Below are 20,696 nucleotides of genomic sequence, written 5' to 3'. Positions count from 1 at the left end.
CCTCCCGCGCCGCCGCCGAGGATGGCCATGCGCCGTGGCTCGGCCTGCCATTGCCGCCAGCCCTCGAGCAGCGCACCGATGGGCCTGGCCGCCAGCACCTGCATGGCATCGCCCTGCTGCGGCGGTATGGCCATGCCGGCACCGACATTGAGCGACAACCACTCGGCCGCAAGGCTGCGCCCATCTACCAGGTGCAGCACGCGGGCATCGGCATCCAGCGCGGCGATCTCGCCCTCGATCAGCTCCACCTTGGCCGCGCGGCACAGCGGCTGCAGTTCCACGCGGCAGTCCGCCTCGCTGAAGCGGCCGCTGATCAGCCCCGGCAGCATGCCGGCGTACCAGGCGTCGGGGCCGAGCGCGAGCACACCGATGCGTCCCGGCGGCCGCTCCACCAGCGCCCAGCGGCGCAGCACACCCAGGTGGGCGTGGCCGGCTCCAGCCAGCAGCAGGTCGTAGCGACTCATGGCTTTCTCGATCCGTCGCGGTACTGGCTCGGCGTCTGCCCGGTCCAGCGCTTGAAGGCACGACCGAAACTGCTGCTGTCGCTGAACCCCAGCAGGTAGGCGATCTCGCTGATGGAGCAGCGCGGATCGCGCATATGGCGCAGGGCCAGGGCGTGGCGGGTGTCGCCGAGCAGCGCCTCGTAGTTGGTGCCTTCCTCGGCCAGATGGCGCTGCAGGCTGCGCAGGCTCAGGTGCAGGGCCTGGGCGATGCGTTCGGCCGACGGTTCGCCATCCGGCAGGCGGGCCTCCAGACAACTGCGCACCCGCTCGCTGTAACTGGCCACCTGCAGTTGTTCGAGGCTGCGCTTGAGCACCGCCTCGTTGTGCTCGGCCAGCTCGGGATTGCCGTCATCCAGACGCTGCTCGAAGGCGGCGCAAGGAAAGCGCAGCAGGCTTTCTGCGGCATCGAACTGCAGCGGCGCGCGAAACACCGCCTGCCAGGGCGCCGGGTCGGCAGGCCGAGGACGCTGCAACTGCACCAGCAACGGCGAAAAGTCACGACTCAGGCGGTTGCGGCAGCTGCGCACGTAGATCGCGGCGAAGGCATCCAGCGCCTCCGGAGCCGGCGGCGGGCTGCCCGGCGGCACGCGAAAGCGGAATTCGTAGACCTCGCCCACCCGGCAAAGCTCCAGCTCAAGCGCATCGCTGACCACCCGGTGGTAGCGCACGATGCGCTCGAACATCTCGCGCAGGCTGCTGCTGGCGATCAGCGCGTAGCCCAGGGCGTGAAAGGTGGTCGGGCTGACGAACTGCGAGGTCTTCAGGCCCAGCGCCGGGTCGCCCGTGGCCGCCACCGCCAGCTGCCACAGGCGGGTGGTGACCGATAGCGGGCAGCGCGCGTTGGGATCGTCGAGCAGCGCCGGGTCGAGGCCGGCGGCGCGGCACAGCGCGGCGCTGTCCAGGCCGAGGGCGTCGAGCTGCTTGCGCAAAGCGCGCGTCCAGCTGGCCAGGGTGGTGGGTTCGGCAGTCATGCAGATTGGCGTATCCGGTAGGCAGGTTGGCGTGCTCGGTCGGGCGCACCGACGGTCGTCGCGGCACAGTGAGGTCACGGCCCCATGACAAGAGGATGTCGGCATGTCCCCCTCCCCCGCAAGCCTTAATGACCAGCAACGCGCCGCACATATCCGCGAGCAGGTGATGGCCCATGGCAACGCCCTGCGCCAGCGCTATCCCATTCTCCAGCATCAGGACGCGTTCGGCGCCGGCATCCTGGCCTTCGCCCTGTGCGGCATGATCGGCTCGGCCGCGCTGTACATCGGCGGTCATCTGCCCTGGTGGGCCTGCCTGCTGCTCAACGCCTTCTTCGCCTCGCTGACCCATGAGCTGGAGCACGACCTGATCCACTCGATGTATTTCCGCAAGCAGCCGCTGCCGCACAACCTGATGCTGGCGCTGGTCTGGCTGGCGCGACCGAGCACCATCAACCCCTGGGTGCGCCGCCACCTGCACCTGAACCACCACAAGGTCTCCGGCAGCGAAGCCGACATGGAAGAGCGCGCCATCACCAACGGCGAACCCTGGGGCATCGCGCGCCTGCTGATGGTGGGCGACAACATGATGAGCTCCTTCATCCGCTGGCTGCGGGCGAAGAACCCCGAACACCGCCGGCTGATCCTCACCCGCACGCTGAAGGTCTACGCGCCGCTGGGGCTGCTCAACTGGGCGACCTGGTACCTGTTCCTCGGCTTCCATCTGCTCGACTGGACCGCCGCCGCACTCGGCGCCCCGATCGCCTGGTCGGCCACCACGCTGAGCGTGATGCAGGTGGTGAACGTCGCCGTGGTGGTGCTGGTCGGACCCAACGTGCTGCGCACCTTCTGCCTGCACTTCGTCAGCTCCAACATGCACTACTACGGCGATGTCGAACCGGGCAACGTGATCCAGCAGACCCAGGTGCTCAACCCCTGGTGGCTGTGGCCGCTGCAGGCGTTCTGCTTCAACTTCGGCAGCAGCCACGCGATCCATCATTTCGTGGTCAAGGAGCCCTTCTACATCCGCCAGCTCACCGTGCCCTTCGCCCACCGGGTGATGCGCGAGATGGGCGTGCGCTTCAACGACTTCGGCACCTTCGCCCGCGCCAATCGCTGGACCCGTCGCGCCCGGACGCAGCAGGAACGCGCCAGCACCGCCTGAGCATCGCGCGTCGCGCCAGGGTCTCATGCGCACGTCATTCGTCGCCGGGCACGGCGGATGAGACCCGCCGCGCAATCACAGCGCCAGCAGTCGGCTAGAATTCAGGCGCGCCCGACCGCTCCCTCGATTGAACAGCGTCCGCCGGACTGAGGCGCCCTCGAAGTGGCTTCTGAGGCGCCCTGGATGGTTCACCTGCTCCGCTCACTGCTCGTTCTGCTCTGGCTGACCTGCGCCGTCACGGCCCGGGCCGACGACGCGCTGCCGTTGCTGCAGCTGAGCAACGAGCAGCTGACCACGCCGGTGAGCATCGAGCACAGCCTGCTGCTGGAGGACCCCGGCGCGCAGCTCACCGCCAGCGAGGTGTTGCAGCGCATCGGCCGCGAAGGTCGGCCGGTACAGGGCACACCGCGCATCGGCTACTCACGCAGCGCCTGGTGGCTGGCCGTGCAGTTGCAGGCGCCGCCGGCCGAACGCCTGCAGCTAATCGTCGGCCAGACCTTCCTCGACGATCTGGAAATCTGGCTGTTCGCCGATCAGCAACCGCTCGGCCCGCTGTACAGCGGCTCGCTGCGCCCCTTCAACGAGCGCGGCGAACCCTATCCACAGTTTCTCATCAGCCTGCCACGTCTGGGCGAAGGCCCGCACAACCTGCTGCTGCGCGTGCAGAGCCACTCGGCGATCACCCTGCCGCTGCAGCTGGTCGGCGCGCAGCAGGGTCAGCAACTGATCGCCCACAGCTGGCTGCAGAGCGGTCTGCTGGTGGGCGCCCTGCTCGCCCTGGCGCTGTTCTATCTGCTCAAGTACAGCACCCTGCGCGAGCCGCAGCTGGCCTACTTCAGCCTGACGGCGCTGTGCGTGGCGCTGTACAACGTCAGCCTGTACAACCTCAGCGGGCTGCTCTGGCCGCAGTGGCCACTGCTGCCCAAGTGGCTGGTCAACCTGACCACCGCCGGCATGCTGATTTTCAGCTCGCTGTTTCTCGCCAGCGCCCTGCGCCTGGAGCTGGGGCGCCTGCGCTGGCTGCGCGACGCGCTGTTCGCCGCGGTGCTGCTGGTGTGTCTGGGCGGCCTGGCTATCAGCCATGCCTATACCTACCAGACCCTCAATCTGCTGATCCTCTGCACCGGCCTCTACCAGTTGCTGGTGATGTGCCTCGGGGTCTACCAGCGCCGACCCTACGCGCCGGGTTATCTGCTGTGCTGGAGCGCGGCGCTGGTGCTGATGCTGCTGGTGCCGCTGAGCCGGGTCGGCCTGATTCCGCTGCCGCCAGGCTTCTATGCGCTGTATGCCTACCTGCCGGCGCTGAGCATGCTGCTGTTCGGCGCCCTGCTCGACAAGCAGCTGGAGCGTGTACGCCGGGTGTTGCTGAGCAGCCAGGCGCAGGCCATCGACAACCTGGAGCAGTACCAGGCGCTGTTCCGCCACAGCGGCGAGGGCATCTTCCGCTGCGACCGCGACGGCAGGCTGCTGGAAGCCAACCCGAGCCTGGCACGCCTGCTCGGCGGCGATACGCCGGCCACCCAGCTGGTCGGCCTGCCGCTGCAGCGCCTGCTGGGCGAGGCGCAGTGGCGCGAGCTGCTGCAGGAGCTCGACACCCAGGCCGGTACCGTCAGCTGCGAATGCCAGCTGCACGACCTGGCCCAGCGCCCCCTGTGGGTCTACCTGTCGCTGCATCTGCGCCCTCAGCGAGACTGCATCGAAGGCATAGTGGTCGATCTCAGCGAGCGCCGCGCGCTGGAAGAACGCCTGCAGCAACTGGCCGCACATGACGCGCTGACCGGCCTGCTCAATCGCCGCGAACTGGAGAGGCTGCTGTCGGAGACGCTGGGCGGCACCGCCAAGCGCCGCTTCAGCCATCTGCTGCACCTGAGCCTGGATCGCTTCAAGCAGGTCAACGACCTCTGCGGTCACTCCGCCGGCGACCAGCTGCTGCGCCAGCTGGCGACCCAGCTCGGCCACCAGCTGCCGCGCCATGCCGAGCTGGCCCGCGTCGGCGGCGACGAGTTCGCCGTGCTGCTGCGCGAGGTCGACGACGAAGCGGCCCTCAAGCAGGCCGAGGCGCTGCGGCGTGCGGTCGAGCAGTTCGTCTTCACCTGGCAGGGACGGCCCTTCCGCCTGCACACCAGCATCGGCCTGCTTGCCCTCGGCTCCGGCGTGCGCGATTGGGAAACCGCGCTGACCTGGGCCAGCAGCGCCAGTCAGCTGGCCAAGCACCAGGGCCGCAACCGCGTGTGCCAGTTCAACCCGGAAGATGGCGCACTGCTCGAGCATCAACGCCAGCTGCAATGGATCACCCGCCTGCGCGAAGCCTGCGAGCGCGGTCACTTCGAGCTGTTCTTCCAGCCGGTACAGGCCCTGCAAAGCGCCGCCAGCGGCCTGCACTACGAGGTGCTGCTGCGCTACCGCGACCCGGCGAGCGGCGAATGGGTCAGCCCGGCGCAGTTCCTCGACGCGGCAGCGCGCTACGACTTTCTCGGCGCCATCGACCGCTGGGTGATCCAGCACCTGTGCGCCTGGCTGGCTGCCAACCCGCGTCATCTGGCGCAGCTGGCCCAGGTCAACGTCAACCTCAGCGCCAGCTCGCTGCTCGACAGCGCCTTTCACCAACTGCTGGAACAGGAGCTGAGTCGGCACCAGCTGCCGCCCGGCAAGCTGTGCATCGAAGTCACGGAAATGGTCGCCCTCGGCGAACTGGGCGTGTCTGCCCAGTGGATCGACGAGCTGCGCAGCAAGGGCCTGAAGGTGGCACTGGACGACTTCGGCAGCGGCTTCGCCTCCTACGCCTATCTGCGTCACCTGCCGCTGGATATCCTGAAGATCGACGGCAGCTTTATCAGTGGCATCGAGTCCGACCCGATCAACCAGGCCATGGTCGGCTCGATGCGCCAGATCGCCAGCCAGCTCGGCCTGCTCACGGTTGCCGAGTTCGTCGAGACCCAGGCCAGCCTGGACTGCCTGCGCCGGCTCGGCATCGACTACGCACAGGGCTACTTCGTCGGCCGCCCGCAGCCGCTGCGCCAGCTGGCCGACGACGCCCGCAGCCGCGGCACTCAGGAAGCCTGGTAGAGCTCGGCCGGCAGGCGCTCGAGCAGGCCCAGGTCGAGCCGCAACATGCGTACGCAGCGCGCCTCGGCCAGGCTCGTCGGCTGCTCGCTGGCCGGCAGCGCCAGCAGCAGGCCGCTGAGATTGAGCACCAGCGCCTCGCGGGAAAATACCCCGCTGCCCAGCCCGTAGAACGCCGCGATCAACTCGCGCAGGCCGAAGGGCAGACGCCAGCGGATGCGCAGGGCCGAACCGAAACTGGCCGCACGCTGGCGCATGGCATCATCGATCTGCTCGTCGTTCAGCTCGCCGCCAGCCTCCAGCCAGTCCTGCAGGCTGCGCAGCAACGCCAACTCGCCCAGGTTGTGCAACAGGCCGGCGGTGAAGCACAGCTCGGCATCCAGCTTCAGTTCCCCGGCCAGCCAGCGCGCCAGCTCGGCACTGCGACGCGCCTGCTGCCAGGCACGCGTCGCCAGTTCGGCCAGACGCGGATCGCGCAGCTGGGCATTGCGCTGCAGGGCCAGGCCCAGCACCAGATTCAGCGTACGCGCCACCCCCAGACGCTGCAGGGCCTGCGCCAGGGTCTGGCAGGGCACGCCCTGGTGCTGCGCCGCCGTGCTGGCCGCCGCGATCAGCAGTGCGGTGATCTGCGGATCACGACCGAACACCGCCTCCAGTTCGCCCAGGTCCTGCTCGCCGGACTGCAGCCCCTGGCTCACGGCGTTGCGCACATCGCTGAGCAGAGGCGCGCCCTGCCCCTCCTCGCGCACCGTGTCGAGGAACTCGCGCAGCTCGCTGACCAGCAGCGCCGGGCGCAGCGAGACCGTCCCGCTGGCAGCGGGCAGCAGTGCATGCAGGCGCTGACGCAGGCTTTCGGCGTTGAACGGCTTCGCCAGATAGGCGCTCGGCGCCAGCGGCCGCGCGGCGCGCACACTCTGCGCGTCGAGGCGGCCACTGATCAGCACGAAGGGCAGCGCCGGGGTACGCGGATGGCGACGCAGTTGGCGCAGCAGTTCCACGCCATCGAGCCCGGGCAGCTCGCCGTCGGCGATCACCAGATCCGGTAGCCGCCGCTTGCAACGGGCCAGGGCCGCCTGCCCATCGCTGACCTGCAGCACGCGGGCGTCGCCGCGCACGTCCAGCACCAGTTGCTGGAGCAGGTTGGAGGTCCAGGGATCGGCCTCGGCGATCAGAACTTCCACGGAATGAACTGCAGCGGTCATGCGTGCCTCTGGGCGAACGACGTAAAGGAGGGTGCCCGAACCCGCATGCGCCCACATCCGCGGCAAAGCTGATGGATGAGTCAGTTCCATGGCAACGGCGCAGTCTAAACCGCGGCTTTGCGGGGCGTAAGTCGCAGATGGTCGAGTTGCGCAAAAAATGGCGCAGCGCGGGCCTTGTCCGCCGGGGCAATGACTCAGGCGCAGCGCGATGAGCGCGGGCAACCGCAACAAAAAAGCCCGCCGGTAGGGGCGGGCTTCTTCGACAGGCAGCCGATCAATTACTTGATCTTGGCTTCCTTGTACATCACGTGCTTGCGTACGACCGGATCGTATTTCTTGATTTCGATCTTGTCAGGGGTAGTGCGCTTGTTCTTGTCGGTGGTGTAGAAGTGGCCGGTACCGGCGCTGGACACCAAACGGATCAGTTCACGCATGACTCTCTCCTTAAACCTTTTCGCCGCGAGCGCGCAGCTCGGCCAGCACTACGTCGATGCCACGCTTGTCGATCACACGCATGCCCTTGGCGGATACGCGCAGACGCACGAAGCGCTTCTCGGACTCGACCCAGAAGCGATGGTGCTGCAGGTTCGGCAGGAAACGACGACGGGTTTTGTTGTTTGCGTGGGAAATGTTGTTCCCGGTTACCGGACCCTTACCGGTAACTTGACAGACTCTCGACATGCCTCAGCCCTCTAAAACCACATGCCCAACCCGGCATGGGTTGGCCGCTTAAACTCAATGTCATTGGCGCTCGGCGCCGCGTTTCTCGAGGGTCTTACCGGGCGCACTGGACAGCGCAAGAACCGGGCCCCTAGAAAAGAGCGCTGCTTTATACCAGAAAGCCCTGGGAGCAACAAGGGAAAACGCGGGAGAAAACGCATCGGCATAGGCCGCTCGCCCTCCGGGGCCGGGACCATGGGCCTTCGCTCGCGCTCGACCGCTCGTCGCCTTGTTTCGGTATTCATGCCCGCGCAAATCGACTAGGGTTGCAAGCTTAGCGTCCCACCGGGAACAAGGAGTTCGCCATGCGCCTGCTGCTCGCCACCTTGCTGTGCACCCCGATACTGGCCCAGGCCGCCACCCTCAGCGTTTGCACCGAAGCCAGCCCGGAGGGTTTCGACGTGGTGCAGTACAACTCGCTGACCACCACCAACGCCTCGGCCGACATGCTGATGAACCGCCTGGTGGAGTTCGACGCCGAGCAGGGCAAGCTGCTGCCGAGCCTGGCGCGCAGCTGGTCGATCTCCGCCGATGGCCTGGTCTACGACTTCAAGCTGCGTGACGACGTGCCATTTCATCACAGCGCCGACTTCACGCCCAGCCGCAAACTCGACGCCCGCGACGTGCTGTTCAGCTTCCAGCGCATGCTCGACACCAAGCACCCCTGGCACCAGGTCGCCGCCAGCGGCTACCCGCACGCCCAGTCGATGCAGTGGCCGAGCCTGATCGCCAAGCTCGAAGCGCCGGATGCGCACAGCCTGCGCATCACCCTGTCCCGCCGCGATGCCACCTTCCTCGCCACCCTGAGCATGGGCTTCGCCTCGATCTACTCCGCCGAGTACGCCGACCAGCTGCTGGCCGCCGGCACACCGCAGAAGCTCAACAGCGCACCGGTAGGCAGCGGCCCGTTCGTCTTCGAGCGCTTCCAGAAGGACGCCGTGGTGCGCTACCGCGCCAATCCCGATTACTTCGCCGGCAAGCCGGGCGTGGACCGGGTGATCTTCGCCATCACCCCGGACAGCGCCGTACGCCTGCAGAAACTGCGCCGCGGCGAATGCCAGATCACCCTGTCGCCCAAGCCGCAGGACGTGCAGGCCATCGCCGGCGACGCCAGGCTGAAAAGCGCACAGACCGCGGCCTTCATGACCGCCTTCGTCGGCATCAACAGCCAGCATGCGCCGCTAGACAAGCCGCAGGTACGCCAGGCCATCAACCTGGCCTTCGACAAGGCCAGCTACGTCAAGGCGGTGTTCGAGGGCAGCGCCGAGCCGGCCAGCGGGCCCTACCCGCCCAATACCTGGAGCTTTGCCCGCGAGCTGCCCGGCTATGCCCATGACCCGGCCAGGGCCCGCGCCCTGCTGGCCGAAGCCGGTCTGGCCGAAGGCTTCAAGACCACCATCTGGACACGCCCCAGCGGCAGCCTGCTCAACCCCAACCCCAGCCTCGGCGCGCAGCTGCTGCAGGCCGACCTGGCCAAGGTGGGCATCGCCGCCGAAATCCGCGTGATCGAGTGGGGCGAGCTGATCCGCCGCGCCAAGGCTGGCGAGCATGATCTGCTGTTCATGGGCTGGGCCGGCGACAACGGCGATCCGGACAACTTCCTCACCCCGCAATTTGCCTGCGCCTCGGTCGAATCCGGCCTGAACTTCGCCCGCTACTGCGACGCGACGCTGGACAAGCTGATCGCCGATGGCAAGGCCAGCAGCGACCAGGCCGAACGCAGCCGTCTGTATCAGCAGGCGCAGACGCTCATTCAGGAGCAGGCCCTGTGGCTGCCGCTGGCCCATCCCACCGCCTTCGCGCTGCTCAGCGACAAGGTGCAGGGCTACAAGGTCAGTCCCTTTGGCCGGCAGAATTTTGCCTCGGTGCAGATGGCTCCCTGAGCCATCATCATGGTGGGCTAAAGCCCACCCTACGCACCGCAGGAGCGCCGCCCCTACATCCAGCCCTGCTCGGCCATCGACAGCGGCTCGCCGTCGCCGACGATGAAGTGATCGAGCACGCGCACTTCCACCAGCGCCAGCGCATCCTTGAGCCGCTGGGTCAGCACGCGGTCGGCCTGGCTGGGTTCGCAGATGCCGGATGGGTGATTGTGGGTGAGGATGACGGCCGCGGCATTGTTGGCCAGCGCTCGCTTGACCACCTGCCGCGGGTAGACGCTGGCGCTGTCGATGCTGCCGCGAAACAAGACTTCGAAGGCCAGCACGCGGTGCTTGGCATCGAGAAACAGACAGCCGAACACCTCGTGCGGCTCATGGCGCAGCTGCGCCTTGAGGTAATCGCGCACGGCCTGCGGGCTTTCCAGCGCCGAATCGCGACGCAGCCGCTCAGCCAGGTGCCGTCTGGCCATCTCCAGCACGGCCTGCAGCTGCGCGTACTTGGCCGGGCCCAGGCCCAAGTGCTGGCTGAAGTCGGGCAACTCCGCCTCGAGCAGCGCACGCAGGCTGCCGAACTCGGCGAGCAGCCGGCGCGCCAGATCCACCGCGCTGCAGCCGGACACACCGGTACGCAGGAAGATCGCCAGCAGTTCGGCGTCGGTCAGCGCGGCCGCGCCCTGCGCCAGGAGTTTTTCCCGCGGACGCTCCGCCGCGGGCCAGTCACGAATGCTCATCGGGCACCTCCATGTCGAGCCAAGCGCCCGCTGCTCCGCTGCGGGCGCTGTGCTATCGTAGCCCATCTTTTTACACGGGGCCGGCCTGGGGAGGCGTTGGTCACGTGGCGCACATCCACCGGTATATAAAAGGCAGGCCTATGCAGCGGCTGTATCGCAAACGCATCATCGTCGGCGTGGGAGGCGGTATTGCTGCCTACAAGAGCGCCGAACTGGTTCGCCGGCTGAAGGATCAGGGCGCCGAAGTCCGCGTGGTCATGACCCAGGGCGGCCGCGAGTTCATCACTCCCCTGACCCTGCAGGCGCTCTCCGGCCACCCGGTTCATCTCGACCTGCTCGATCCCGCCGCCGAAGCCGCGATGGGCCATATCGAACTGGCGCGCTGGGCCGATCTGATTCTCATCGCCCCGGCCACTGCCGACCTGATCGCACGCCTGGCCCAGGGTGTGGCCAATGACCTGCTGACCACGCTGGTACTGGCCACCGATGCCCCCATCGCCCTGGCACCGGCCATGAACCAGGCCATGTGGCGCGACGCCGCCACCCAGGCCAACCTCGAACTGCTGCAAGACCGCGGCATGCGCCTGTTCGGCCCGGCATCCGGCAGCCAGGCCTGTGGCGATGTCGGCCTCGGCCGCATGCTCGAGCCCAACGATCTCGCCCAGCTGGCGGCCGACTGCTTCCAGCGCCAGGCGCTCGATGGCCTGCATATCCTGATCACAGCCGGCCCGACCCAGGAAAACATCGACCCGGTGCGCTACATCACCAACCACAGCTCCGGCAAGATGGGCTTCGCCCTGGCCGAAGCGGCCGCCGAGGCGGGCGCGCGGGTCACCCTGGTCAGCGGTCCGGTACACCTGCCGACGCCGGATCGGGTCAGCCGCATCGACGTGGTCAGCGCCCGCGACATGCTCGCCGCCTGCGAGGCCGCCATGCCCTGCGACGTGCTGATCGCCGCCGCCGCGGTGGCCGACTACCGCCCGGAAGTGGTCGCCCAGCACAAATTGAAGAAAGACCCCAGCAGCGGCGAAGGGATGCTCCTGCAAATGGTGCGCAACCCGGATATCCTCGCCACCATCGCCGGCCGTGACGATCGCCCCTTCAGCGTGGGCTTCGCCGCGGAAACCGAGAACCTGCTGGAGTACGCCTCGCGCAAGCTGCGTGACAAGAATCTCGACCTGATCGTTGCCAATGATGTGGCCAACCCCAGCATCGGCTTCAATAGTGAAGAGAACGCCATCACCGTGATCGACCGCGAGCTGCAGCAAACCAGCTTCGCCCAGACCAGCAAGGGCAAGATCGCCCGTCAGCTGGTCACCCTTATCGCCGAACGACTGAACAAGAACTGACCATGCACGCTCTGCAAGCCAAGATCCTCGACCCTCGCCTCGGCCAGGAATTCCCGCTGCCGCAATACGCCACGCCGGGCTCGGCCGGCCTCGATCTGCGCGCCATGCTCAAGGAGGACATCGTCCTCGAGCCGGGCCAGACCGTGCTGATCCCCACCGGCCTGTCGATCTACATCGGCGACCCCGGCCTGGCGGCAATGATCCTGCCGCGCTCGGGCCTCGGCCACAAACACGGCATCGTGCTCGGCAACCTGGTCGGCCTGATCGACTCGGACTACCAGGGCGAGCTGATGGTGTCGTGCTGGAACCGCGGCCACACGCCATTCACCATCGCCATCGGCGAGCGCATCGCGCAGCTGGTGCTGGTGCCGGTGGTGCAGGCGCATTTCGAACTGGTCGAGCAGTTCGACGAGACCCAACGCGGCGCCGGCGGTTTCGGCCACTCCGGCAGCCACTGACCCCCATTCCCCACAGGACCCGCCGAGGAGCACCTGCGTGAAACTCTTCAAGCGTACCGCCAAGGAAGCCGACACCCTTTCCAGCCTTGCTCCCGACCTGCCCGAGAGCAAGCGGGCCAAGCCCTCGCTGGGCCCACTGCTGCCCGGCCTGCTGGCCGCATTGATCGGCGTGGCCGCCGGCGGCGCCCTGCTCTGGCTCGCCCAGAGCAACAGCGAGCAGGCACGCCAGGCCGAACTGGCGCAGGCCATCGGCAGCAGCCAGGCCGCCGCCGTGCAGCAGGCGCTGAAGCAGCTGCAGGCCGACAGCCTCGCCGCCGCGCGTAACCCTGATCTGCTGCAAGCCCTGCAAAGCGCCGACAGCCTGCGCATCGGCGATGCCGAGCGGCGCCTGGGCTACTGGGACGGCGTGGTCGATGCTCACCTCAATCGCCGCGGCGAGGCGGTGCAGAACACCAGCCGCCCCGCGCCGATGAACTTCGCCGGCCTGGACATGCTGCGCCGCGCCGAAAGCGGGCAACAACCGGCAGTCGAGGCGTACCGCGTCGGCCAACGCTGGCTGGCCTACAGCGCCGTGGCGCTGCGCCTCGGCGACAACCAGCCGGCGCAGGGCACTCTGCTGCTGGCCGTCGACCTGCAGCGTCTGCTCGCCGCGCTGCCGCCGCTGCCGGCCGAGCTCGGCCAGGTGCAGCTGGTGCAGCAGTTCGCCAACACCCCGGCGCAGGTCCTGCTGCAACGCGGCCAGGCGGGCGATGGCGCGGCGCAGACCTTTCCCACCGGCAGCCCGTACTGGACCATCAGTTTCACCCCCGGCCCGGGCCTGACCGGCGGCGGTGTACCGCCACTGCTGCTCGGCCTGGCCGCGCTGCTCGCCCTCGGCGGTGCGCTGATCGCCCTGATGCTGGTGCAAGGCGCGATGCAGCGGCGGGTAAACAGTGACGCGCAGCAACTGGGGCAAATGCTCAAAGAACTCTCTGCGGGTAAAAACGTCAAAGCCTTCAGCCTGAGCCTCCCGGCCCTCAATGGTCTGGCCCAGAGCCTGGCACGCCTGCCACGCCGTAACGGCGCAGAAGGCACCAGCAGTACCCCCGCGAAAGGAACAGTCGCGGCCCCCACCACTCAGCCAGCCCCCAAGCCTGCCGAGCTGGTAGACCCGCTGTTCCAGGACACCGATATCCTCGATATCGACATTCTCGATGAAGACCAGGATCTCCTGGGACTGGAGCAGAGCCCCGCAATGACTACTAGCCAAAGCGTCCCGAAACTTCCCGCCGACATTTTCCGCGCCTATGACATCCGTGGCGTGGTGGGCGATACCCTGACCGCCGAATACGCCTACTGGATCGGCCGCGCCATCGGTTCGCAGAGCCTGGCTCAGGGCGAACCCAAGGTCATCGTCGGCCGCGACGGTCGTCTGTCCGGCCCCGAACTGCTGCAACAACTGGTACAGGGCCTGCTCGACTGCGGCTGCGAGGTCACCGACATCGGCATGGTGCCGACCCCCGTGGCGTACTTCGCCGCCAACGTACTGGAGGGCCGTTCGGCCGTGATGCTGACCGGCAGCCACAACCCGCCGGACTACAACGGCTTCAAGATCATCATCGCCGGCGACACCCTGGCCAACGAGCAGATCCAGGCGTTGAAGACCCGCCTGGACAACAACGACCTGGCCACGGGCGTCGGCAACGTGCAGCAGGTCGACGTGCTGCAGCGCTACTTCAAGACCATCCGTGACGACATCGCCCTGGCCAAGCCGCTCAAGGTGGTGGTCGATTGCGGCAATGGCGCGGCCGGCGTGATCGCCCCGCAACTGATCGAGGCGCTGGGCTGCAGCGTCATCCCACTGTTCTGCGAAGTGGACGGCACCTTCCCCAATCACCACCCGGACCCGGGCAAGCCGGAGAACCTGGTCGATCTGATCGCCCGCGTGAAAGCCGAGAACGCCGACCTCGGCCTGGCCTTCGACGGCGACGGCGACCGCGTCGGCGTGGTGACCAACACCGGCAACATCGTCTACCCCGATCGCCTGCTGATGCTGTTCGCCAAGGACGTGGTATCGCGCAACCCGGGCGCCGACATCATCTTCGACGTCAAATGCACCCGTCGCCTGACTCCGCTGATCAGCGGCTACGGCGGCCGCCCGGTGATGTGGAAGACCGGCCATTCGCTGATCAAGAAGAAGATGAAGGAAACCGGCGCGCTGCTGGCCGGCGAGATGAGCGGCCACATCTTCTTCAAGGAGCGCTGGTACGGCTTCGACGACGGCATCTACAGCGCCGCCCGTCTGCTAGAAATTCTCAGCCTGGACAAGCGCAACGCCGAGCAGGTGTTCAGCGCCTTCCCCAGCGACATCTCCACCCCGGAAATCAACATCCAGGTGACCGAGCAGAGCAAGTTCCCGCTGATCGAGCGCCTGCAGCGCGAGGGTCAGTGGGGCGAAGCCAACCTCACCAGCATCGATGGCGTGCGCGTCGACTATCCCAAGGGCTGGGGCCTGATCCGCGCCTCCAACACCACGCCGGTGCTGGTGCTGCGCTTCGAGGCCGACACCCAGGAGGAACTGGAGCGTATCCAGGACGTGTTCCGCAACCAGCTGCTCAAGGTCGCCCCCGATCTGCAACTGCCCTTTTGACCGATTTGTTCCAGGAGCCCCCGCATGACCCTCGAGCGTGACGCCGCCGCCCAGGTTGCCAAGGTACTGTCCGAAGCCCTGCCTTACATTCGCCGCTTCGTCGGCAAGACCCTGGTGATCAAGTACGGCGGCAACGCCATGGAAAGCGAGGAACTCAAGCAGGGCTTCGCCCGCGACATCGTGCTGATGAAGGCGGTGGGCATCAACCCGGTGGTGGTACACGGCGGCGGTCCGCAGATCGGCGACCTGCTCAAGCGCCTGTCCATCGAGAGCCATTTCATCGACGGCATGCGCGTCACCGACACCGCCACCATGGACGTGGTGGAGATGGTCCTCGGCGGCCAGGTCAACAAGAGCATCGTCAACCTGATCAACCAGCACGGTGGCAGCGCCATCGGCCTGACCGGCAAGGACGCCGGCCTGATCCGCGCGAAGAAGCTCAAGGTCACCCGTCAGACGCCGGAAATGACCCAGCCGGAAATCATCGACATCGGTCATGTCGGCGAGGTTACCGGGGTCAACACCGAGCTGCTCAACATGCTGGTGCAGGGCGATTTCATTCCGGTCATCGCGCCCATCGGCGTCGGCCCGGACGGCGAGTCGTACAACATCAACGCCGACCTGGTGGCCGGCAAGGTGGCCGAAGCGCTGAAGGCCGAGAAGCTGATGCTGCTGACCAACATCGCCGGCCTGCTGGACAAGCAGGGCGAAGTGCTCACCGGGCTGACCACCGAGCAGGTCGACGGCCTGATCGCCGACGGCACCATTTACGGCGGCATGCTGCCGAAGATCCGCTGCGCCCTGGAAGCGGTGCAGGGCGGCGTGCACAGCGCGCATATCGTTGACGGTCGCGTACCCAACGCGGTGCTGCTGGAAATCTTCACCGACAGCGGCGTCGGCACCCTGATCACCAACCGCAAGCGCCATTAACGGCGGCCGCTACGCGGCCATCTGATGACCCTCTCCCCCGGGAGAGGGTATTGCAAGCGCACCGGCAAACCGGTGCGCACGGCGCACCTACGAGATGACGCCGACCATCGAGCGGGCTTATCGCAGCCCATCGGCACGGCGACTCGCGCTTGCCGCAATCCTCCTCAGGATGCACGCTCGCCAGGCCACCTTCATCAAGGAACGCCCATGAGCAGCCTGCCCGAACTCAGCCAGTTCAGCTTCTTCCACCCCCTGCGGGTGCGCTGGGCCGAGGTCGACCCGCAAAGCATCGTCTTCAACGGCCATTACCTGACCTACGCGGACGTCGCCATCACCGAATATTTCCGCGCCCTCGGCGTCGCCTATCCCGGCGACCTGGCAACGGATGGCGGCGACTTCTTCGCCATCCGCACCCTGCTGGAATACCGGGCCCCGGCACGTTTCGACGAGCAGTTGCAGATCGGCATTCGCAGTGCACGGCTCGGCCGCTCCAGCCTGACCTTCGCCCTCGGCATCTGGCGCGACGGCGAGTTGCTGACCAGCGGCGAGATCGTCTACGTGCACGCCGACGGCGCCACGCGCAGCAGCGCGCCACTGCCGAACTGGCTGAGAGAGAAGATTCTGGGATTCGAGCGGGTGGCGCCGCAGAGCTGAGGCGCCAGGGGGTTACGGCTTGGCCTGGGGTTCGCCAAACAGCTCGGCCAGACGTGCGCGGTCGGCGGCGAAGTCGGCCTCGGCCTGGGTGCGGGCCTCGCGATAGCGGGCAATGTCGCGCATCAGCCGCTGCTGTTCTTCCTTGAGGTTGTTGATCTGCGCCAGCAGGTGTTCGGGCACCTGGCGCCCGGCCCGCTCATGCTCGGCGGCCTGGCTCTGCAGGTTGGCCTGCTGGGTACGCACCGACTGCAGGTTGCCGCGGGCGACGCTGGTGACGCCATCGAGCTCAGCCAGCTTGCGCTCGCGCGCACGGTCGACATCGTCGAGATTGGTATACAGACGCAGCAGCTGCGCATCGTTGCTGGCGCGCGCCTTGTCCGCCTGCATGCGGGCGAACTCTTCGGGCGTCGGGGCCGGCGGGATGACCCGCAGCACACGGCCCTGATCGTTGAGCACCTCATAACCCTTGCCGATGAACTCGGGCGGCACACCCTGGCGGCTGAGCACCGTCACGCCCTTGTCGTCGACGTAGCGATACAGCTCCGCAGCCGACCCGGACAACGGCAGCAGCAGACCAAGCAGCAGCGTACAACGGGTCAGGAGCGGTGCAGGCATAGGGGCTACCTTGGGCTAGATTCCGTACTCGGCGCGATAGGCTTCGACAGCCGGGAGATATTGCTTCAGTTCAGCATCCCCCGCCAGATATTCCAGTACCTGCTGCAGTGACACGATGCTCACTACCGGCATGCCGAAGTCGCGCTCGACTTCCTGAATGGCGGAAAGCTCGCCCTGCCCGCGCTCCTGACGGTTCAGCGCGATCAGGGTACCGGCCGCCTGAGCGCCCTGGCCCTGGATGATCTGCATCACTTCGCGAATGGCGGTGCCGGCGGTGATCACGTCATCGACGATCAGCACACGGCCCTTGAGCGGAGCGCCGACCAGGGTGCCGCCCTCGCCGTGGTCCTTGGCTTCCTTGCGGTTGAAGCACCAGGGCAGATCGCGACCGTGGTGCTCAGCCAGCGCCACCGCAGTGGTCGCGGCCAGCGGAATGCCCTTGTAGGCCGGGCCGAACAGCACATCGAAGTCGATGCCGCTGTCGACGATGGCAGCCGCATAGAAACGCCCCAGCTGGGCCAGCGCCAGGCCACTGTCGAACAGGCCGGCATTGAAGAAATAGGGGCTGGTGCGCCCGGACTTGAGGGTGAACTGGCCAAAACGCAGAACACCGCGTTCGATGGCAAAGCGAATGAAATCGCGCTGATACGCTTGCATGAAAAGTCCCGGACGGCACGGATTTAGCTAATTGAGGTGAGCTCGGGTATCATACACGCACGTGTTTTTGGGGGCCATTTATGCGGATCATCAGTGTGAACGTGAATGGTATTCAGGCTGCGGCCGAGCGAGGATTGCTCAGCTGGCTGCAAGCCCAGAATGCCGACGTGATCTGCCTGCAAGACACCCGTGCCTCCGCCTTTGAAATGGACGACCAAGCCTTCCAACTGGATGGTTATTTCCTCTATGCATGCGATGGTGAAGTGCCCAGCCAAGGTGGCGTGGCACTCTATTCGCGTTTGCAACCCAAGGCGGTGATCAGCGGCCTCGGCTTCGAGATGGCCGATCGCTACGGGCGCTACCTGCAGGCAGATTTCGACAAGGTAAGTATCGCCAGCCTGCTCCTGCCGAGCGGGCGGGACGGCGACGAGAGCTTGAATCAGAAATTCAAGTTCATGGACGACTTCACCCATTATCTGGACAAGCAACGGCGCAAGCGCCGCGAGTACATCTACTGTGGCTCGCTGCACGTGGCGCATCAGAAACTGGACGTGAAGAACTGGCGCGACTGCCAGCAATCACCCGGCTTCCTCGCGCCCGAACGCGCATGGATGGACGAGGTGGTCGGCAACATGGGCTATGTCGACGCCCTGCGCGAAGTCAGCCGCGAAGGCGACCAGTTCAGCTGGTGGCCGGACAACGAGCAGGCGGAGATGCTCAACCTGGGCTATCGCTTCGACTACCAGTTGCTCACGCCCGGCATGCGCCGCAGCGTGCGCAGCGCACGCCTGCCGCGCCAGCCGCGCTTCTCCCAGCATGCGCCGCTGATCGTCGACTACGACTGGATTCTCAGCGTCTGATCGACCGCTAGAAAAAAGCCGGCATCGCGCCGGCTTTTTTCTGGCCTGCCATCCCTGGCGGCCACCCTGCGGGCCGTCGCAAGCGACGTCAAAAAACGCTCCCGGCGTTTTTTTGTACCTGTCGCCGGCTACTTCACCAGACGCCAGGCGAAGGGATAGCGATAAGCCTGGCCTTCGTTGGCCTTGATCCCGGCGATGATGGTCAGCACCAGCGCGGCGATACCCAGCAGCACCAGCAGCGGGAAGCCGATGATCACCACCATCAGGATGAAGCAGACGATCGCTGCCAGCGCCACGCTGATCTGAAAGTTCAGCGCCTCCTTGCCCTGGGCATCGACGAAGGGGTCGAGGTCCTTCTTGATCTGCCAGACGATCAGCGGCCCCAGCAGGTTGCCGAACGGGAACACCAGCCCGAGAAACGCCGCGAAGTGGCAGAACATCGCCCACTGCCGGGCTTCCGGACTGGGCGTTGGAAGCGGATTTTGCACGTCGTCACTCATGGTGGTGCTCCTTGCTCGGGGGAATGTTCAGTCGGCCAGAGCGGCCTGCTGCAGCTCGAAAATCTCGTTCATGCCCTTCTGCGCCAACGCCAGCATGGCGTTGAACTCGTCGGGCTGGAACGGCGCGCCTTCGGCGGTGCCCTGCACTTCGATGAAACCGCCGGCGTTGGTCATGACCACGTTGAGGTCGGTCTCGGCGGCGGAGTCTTCCAGGTAATCCAGATCCAGCACCGGCTCGCCCTGATAGATGCCGACCGATACCGCGGCGATCATCTGCTTGAGCGGCTCGCCCTTGAGCGCGCCACGCTTCTTCAGCACCTTCAGCGCGTCGATCAGCGCCACCATGGCGCCGGTGATGGACGCGGTACGGGTGCCGCCGTCGGCCTGGATCACGTCGCAGTCGACGTACAGGGTGTTCTCACCCAGCTTGGTCATGTCCAGCGCAGCGCGCAGCGAACGGCCGATCAGACGCTGGATCTCCAGGGTACGACCGCCCTGCTTGCCACGGCTGGCCTCGCGCTGGTTACGCTCGCCGGTGGCGCGCGGCAGCATGCCGTACTCGGCGGTCAGCCAGCCCTGACCCTGGCCCTTGAGAAAGCGCGGCACACCGGTCTCGACGCTGACGGTGCAGATCACCTTGGTATCGCCGAACTCGACCAGTACCGAACCCTCGGCGTGCTTGGTGTAGTTGCGAGTGATGCGGATCGGGCGCAACTGATCGGCGGCGCGGCCACTGGGACGTTTCATCGAGCGATACCTACTTCGTCTAAGGAAAACAATCCGCATTATAGGGGGCCACCGGGCGGGGCGACACGACGAATTGGCCATGGCCGACGTAATAGCCGTTCCAGTCACTCGAGCACCGGCGAATGAAAAGGGCAGGCCCGCTGAGCTACAATCGCCGACCTTTCGAGCCGATTTCCCCTGAGGTATCCGATGGTTCACAGCATGACGGCCTTTGCCCGCAACGAGCAGGCGACCGCCCACGGCACCCTGAGCTGGGAGCTGCGCTCGGTCAACCATCGTTACCTGGAACCGCACCTGCGCCTGCCGGAAGCCTTCCGTGACCTCGAGGGCGCGGTGCGTGAAGCCCTGCGTCAGGGGCTGTCACGCGGCAAGGTGGAGTGCACCCTGCGCTTCGCCGAGGAAACCGCCGGCAAGCCGCTGCAGGTCGACAGCGAGCGCGCCCGCCAACTGATCGCCGCCGCCGAGCAGGTCGCCGCGCTGATCCAGCAACCGGCGCCGCTCAACCCGCTGGAAGTGCTGGCCTGGCCCGGCGTGCTGGTGGCCGACTCGGCCGACCCGCAGGCGCTCAACGCCGCCGCGCTGAAGCTGTTCGACCAGGCCCTCGGCGAGCTCAAGGCCGGTCGTGCCCGTGAAGGTGCCGAGCTGGCCAAACTGCTCAACGACCGCCTGGACGCCATCCTCGACGAAGTCGCCGCCCTGCGCGAACTGGTGCCGCAGATGCTTGCCGGGCAACGCCAGAAGATCGAAACCCGCTTCGCCGAGATGCAGGCCGAACTCGACCCGCAGCGCCTGGAGCAGGAGCTGGTGCTGCTGGCGCAGAAGAGCGACGTGGCCGAGGAGCTCGATCGCCTGAGCACCCACGTCGGCGAGGTGCGTCGCGTGCTCAAGGCCGGGGGCGCTGCCGGGCGGCGCCTGGACTTCCTGATGCAGGAGCTCAACCGCGAAGCCAATACCCTCGGCTCCAAGGCGTTCGACCCGCGCAGCACCCAGGCCGCGGTCAACCTCAAGGTGCTGATCGAGCAGATGCGCGAGCAGGTGCAGAATATCGAGTAACGCCAGCCAGAC

Annotated in this window: 19 protein-coding genes and 1 pseudogene; 10 read left to right on the top strand and 10 right to left on the bottom strand. The window is 66.7% G+C overall.

Annotation, left to right across the window (positions count from 1 at the left end; translation table 11 throughout):
- Together N7333_RS14305 and N7333_RS14300 are read right to left on the bottom strand one after the other, a co-directional pair.
- Positions 1–464: pseudogene (locus N7333_RS14305) on the bottom strand (pyridine nucleotide-disulfide oxidoreductase); the annotation flags it as partial.
- Positions 461–1,474 (bottom strand): AraC family transcriptional regulator, encoded by a 1,014-nt coding sequence (locus N7333_RS14300; RefSeq protein WP_129483664.1) that lies wholly within the window; start codon positions 1,472–1,474, stop codon positions 461–463. The pseudogene N7333_RS14305 and the gene N7333_RS14300, both read right to left, overlap by 4 nt.
- Positions 1,475–1,577: 103 nt before the next feature.
- Here N7333_RS14300 and N7333_RS14295 point away from each other — a divergent pair, with 103 nt between their 5' ends.
- Both N7333_RS14295 and N7333_RS14290 read left to right on the top strand, forming a co-directional pair.
- Positions 1,578–2,636, top strand: a complete 1,059-nt coding sequence (locus N7333_RS14295) for a fatty acid desaturase (RefSeq protein ID WP_129483665.1) — start codon at positions 1,578–1,580, stop codon at positions 2,634–2,636.
- Positions 2,637–2,819: 183 nt separating this feature from the next.
- Positions 2,820–5,702, top strand: a complete 2,883-nt coding sequence (locus N7333_RS14290) for an EAL domain-containing protein (protein ID WP_129483666.1) — start codon at positions 2,820–2,822, stop codon at positions 5,700–5,702.
- Here N7333_RS14290 and N7333_RS14285 read toward each other — a convergent pair.
- From N7333_RS14285 to rpmB, 3 genes are all read right to left on the bottom strand, one after another.
- Positions 5,687–6,901, bottom strand: a complete 1,215-nt coding sequence (locus N7333_RS14285; protein ID WP_129483667.1) for an HDOD domain-containing protein — start codon at positions 6,899–6,901, stop codon at positions 5,687–5,689. The two genes, N7333_RS14290 and N7333_RS14285, sit on opposite strands and share 16 nt — an antisense overlap.
- 278 nt (positions 6,902–7,179) lie before the next feature.
- Positions 7,180–7,335, bottom strand: coding sequence for a 50S ribosomal protein L33 (gene rpmG / locus N7333_RS14280; RefSeq protein ID WP_003242516.1), 156 nt, complete (start codon positions 7,333–7,335; stop codon positions 7,180–7,182).
- Between the two features lie 10 nt (positions 7,336–7,345).
- Positions 7,346–7,582, bottom strand: coding sequence for a 50S ribosomal protein L28 (gene rpmB, locus N7333_RS14275; RefSeq protein ID WP_003242523.1), 237 nt, complete (start codon positions 7,580–7,582; stop codon positions 7,346–7,348).
- A gap of 344 nt (positions 7,583–7,926) precedes the next feature.
- Here rpmB and N7333_RS14270 point away from each other — a divergent pair, with 344 nt between their 5' ends.
- Positions 7,927–9,504, top strand: a complete 1,578-nt coding sequence (locus N7333_RS14270; RefSeq protein WP_129483668.1) for an ABC transporter substrate-binding protein — start codon at positions 7,927–7,929, stop codon at positions 9,502–9,504.
- A 53-nt stretch (positions 9,505–9,557) separates the two neighbouring features.
- Here the strand turns inward: N7333_RS14270 and radC are convergent, their stop codons facing one another.
- Positions 9,558–10,232, bottom strand: coding sequence for a DNA repair protein RadC (radC, locus tag N7333_RS14265; RefSeq protein ID WP_129483669.1), 675 nt, complete (start codon positions 10,230–10,232; stop codon positions 9,558–9,560).
- A gap of 140 nt (positions 10,233–10,372) precedes the next feature.
- Between radC and coaBC the strand changes: the two genes are divergently transcribed.
- The 5 genes from coaBC (at position 10,373) to N7333_RS14240 (ending at position 16,252) form a co-directional block, all read left to right on the top strand.
- Positions 10,373–11,581, top strand: coding sequence for a bifunctional phosphopantothenoylcysteine decarboxylase/phosphopantothenate--cysteine ligase CoaBC (gene coaBC, locus N7333_RS14260; protein WP_129483670.1), 1,209 nt, complete (start codon positions 10,373–10,375; stop codon positions 11,579–11,581).
- A 2-nt stretch (positions 11,582–11,583) separates the two neighbouring features.
- Positions 11,584–12,039: a dUTP diphosphatase gene (gene dut, locus N7333_RS14255; protein WP_012020141.1), complete on the top strand. Its 456-nt coding sequence runs from the start codon at positions 11,584–11,586 to the stop codon at positions 12,037–12,039.
- 1,234 nt (positions 12,040–13,273) lie between these two features.
- On the top strand, positions 13,274–14,668 hold the full coding sequence (algC, locus tag N7333_RS14250; protein ID WP_252576798.1) for a phosphomannomutase/phosphoglucomutase: 1,395 nt from the start codon (positions 13,274–13,276) through the stop codon (positions 14,666–14,668).
- A 24-nt stretch (positions 14,669–14,692) separates the two neighbouring features.
- Positions 14,693–15,598, top strand: a complete 906-nt coding sequence (argB, locus tag N7333_RS14245) for an acetylglutamate kinase (protein WP_003242534.1) — start codon at positions 14,693–14,695, stop codon at positions 15,596–15,598.
- Between the two features lie 207 nt (positions 15,599–15,805).
- The gene (locus N7333_RS14240) at positions 15,806–16,252 is read left to right on the top strand and encodes a thioesterase family protein (protein WP_129483672.1); all 447 of its coding nucleotides are present in this window, start codon (positions 15,806–15,808) and stop codon (positions 16,250–16,252) included.
- A 12-nt stretch (positions 16,253–16,264) separates the two neighbouring features.
- Here the strand turns inward: N7333_RS14240 and N7333_RS14235 are convergent, their stop codons facing one another.
- On the bottom strand, positions 16,265–16,867 hold the full coding sequence (locus tag N7333_RS14235; RefSeq protein ID WP_003242538.1) for a DUF4124 domain-containing protein: 603 nt from the start codon (positions 16,865–16,867) through the stop codon (positions 16,265–16,267).
- Between the two features lie 15 nt (positions 16,868–16,882).
- Complete coding sequence (gene pyrE, locus N7333_RS14230) at positions 16,883–17,524, bottom strand: orotate phosphoribosyltransferase (RefSeq protein ID WP_003242540.1); 642 nt, start codon at positions 17,522–17,524, stop codon at positions 16,883–16,885.
- 80 nt (positions 17,525–17,604) lie between these two features.
- On the opposite strand from pyrE, the gene N7333_RS14225 reads away from it, so the two are divergent.
- Positions 17,605–18,384: an exodeoxyribonuclease III gene (locus N7333_RS14225; RefSeq protein WP_096825238.1), complete on the top strand. Its 780-nt coding sequence runs from the start codon at positions 17,605–17,607 to the stop codon at positions 18,382–18,384.
- A 128-nt stretch (positions 18,385–18,512) separates the two neighbouring features.
- Here the strand turns inward: N7333_RS14225 and N7333_RS14220 are convergent, their stop codons facing one another.
- Positions 18,513–18,884, bottom strand: a complete 372-nt coding sequence (locus N7333_RS14220) for a DUF4870 domain-containing protein (RefSeq protein ID WP_003242544.1) — start codon at positions 18,882–18,884, stop codon at positions 18,513–18,515.
- 27 nt (positions 18,885–18,911) lie between these two features.
- Entirely contained in the window at positions 18,912–19,631 is a 720-nt protein-coding gene (gene rph, locus N7333_RS14215) for a ribonuclease PH (RefSeq protein WP_003242545.1), read from the bottom strand.
- Between the two features lie 189 nt (positions 19,632–19,820).
- Between rph and N7333_RS14210 the strand changes: the two genes are divergently transcribed.
- A complete protein-coding gene (locus N7333_RS14210; protein WP_129483673.1) occupies positions 19,821–20,684 on the top strand; it encodes a YicC/YloC family endoribonuclease in 864 nt (287 codons plus the stop codon).
- The last annotated feature ends 12 nt before the right edge of the window (positions 20,685–20,696 follow it).

The organism is Pseudomonas sp. GD04158 (assembly GCF_029834875.1).
Lineage (GTDB): Bacteria > Pseudomonadota > Gammaproteobacteria > Pseudomonadales > Pseudomonadaceae > Aquipseudomonas > Aquipseudomonas hydrolytica.
Note: the sequence above shows the minus strand (reverse complement) of the source record. Positions and strands in the feature narration are given on the sequence as shown.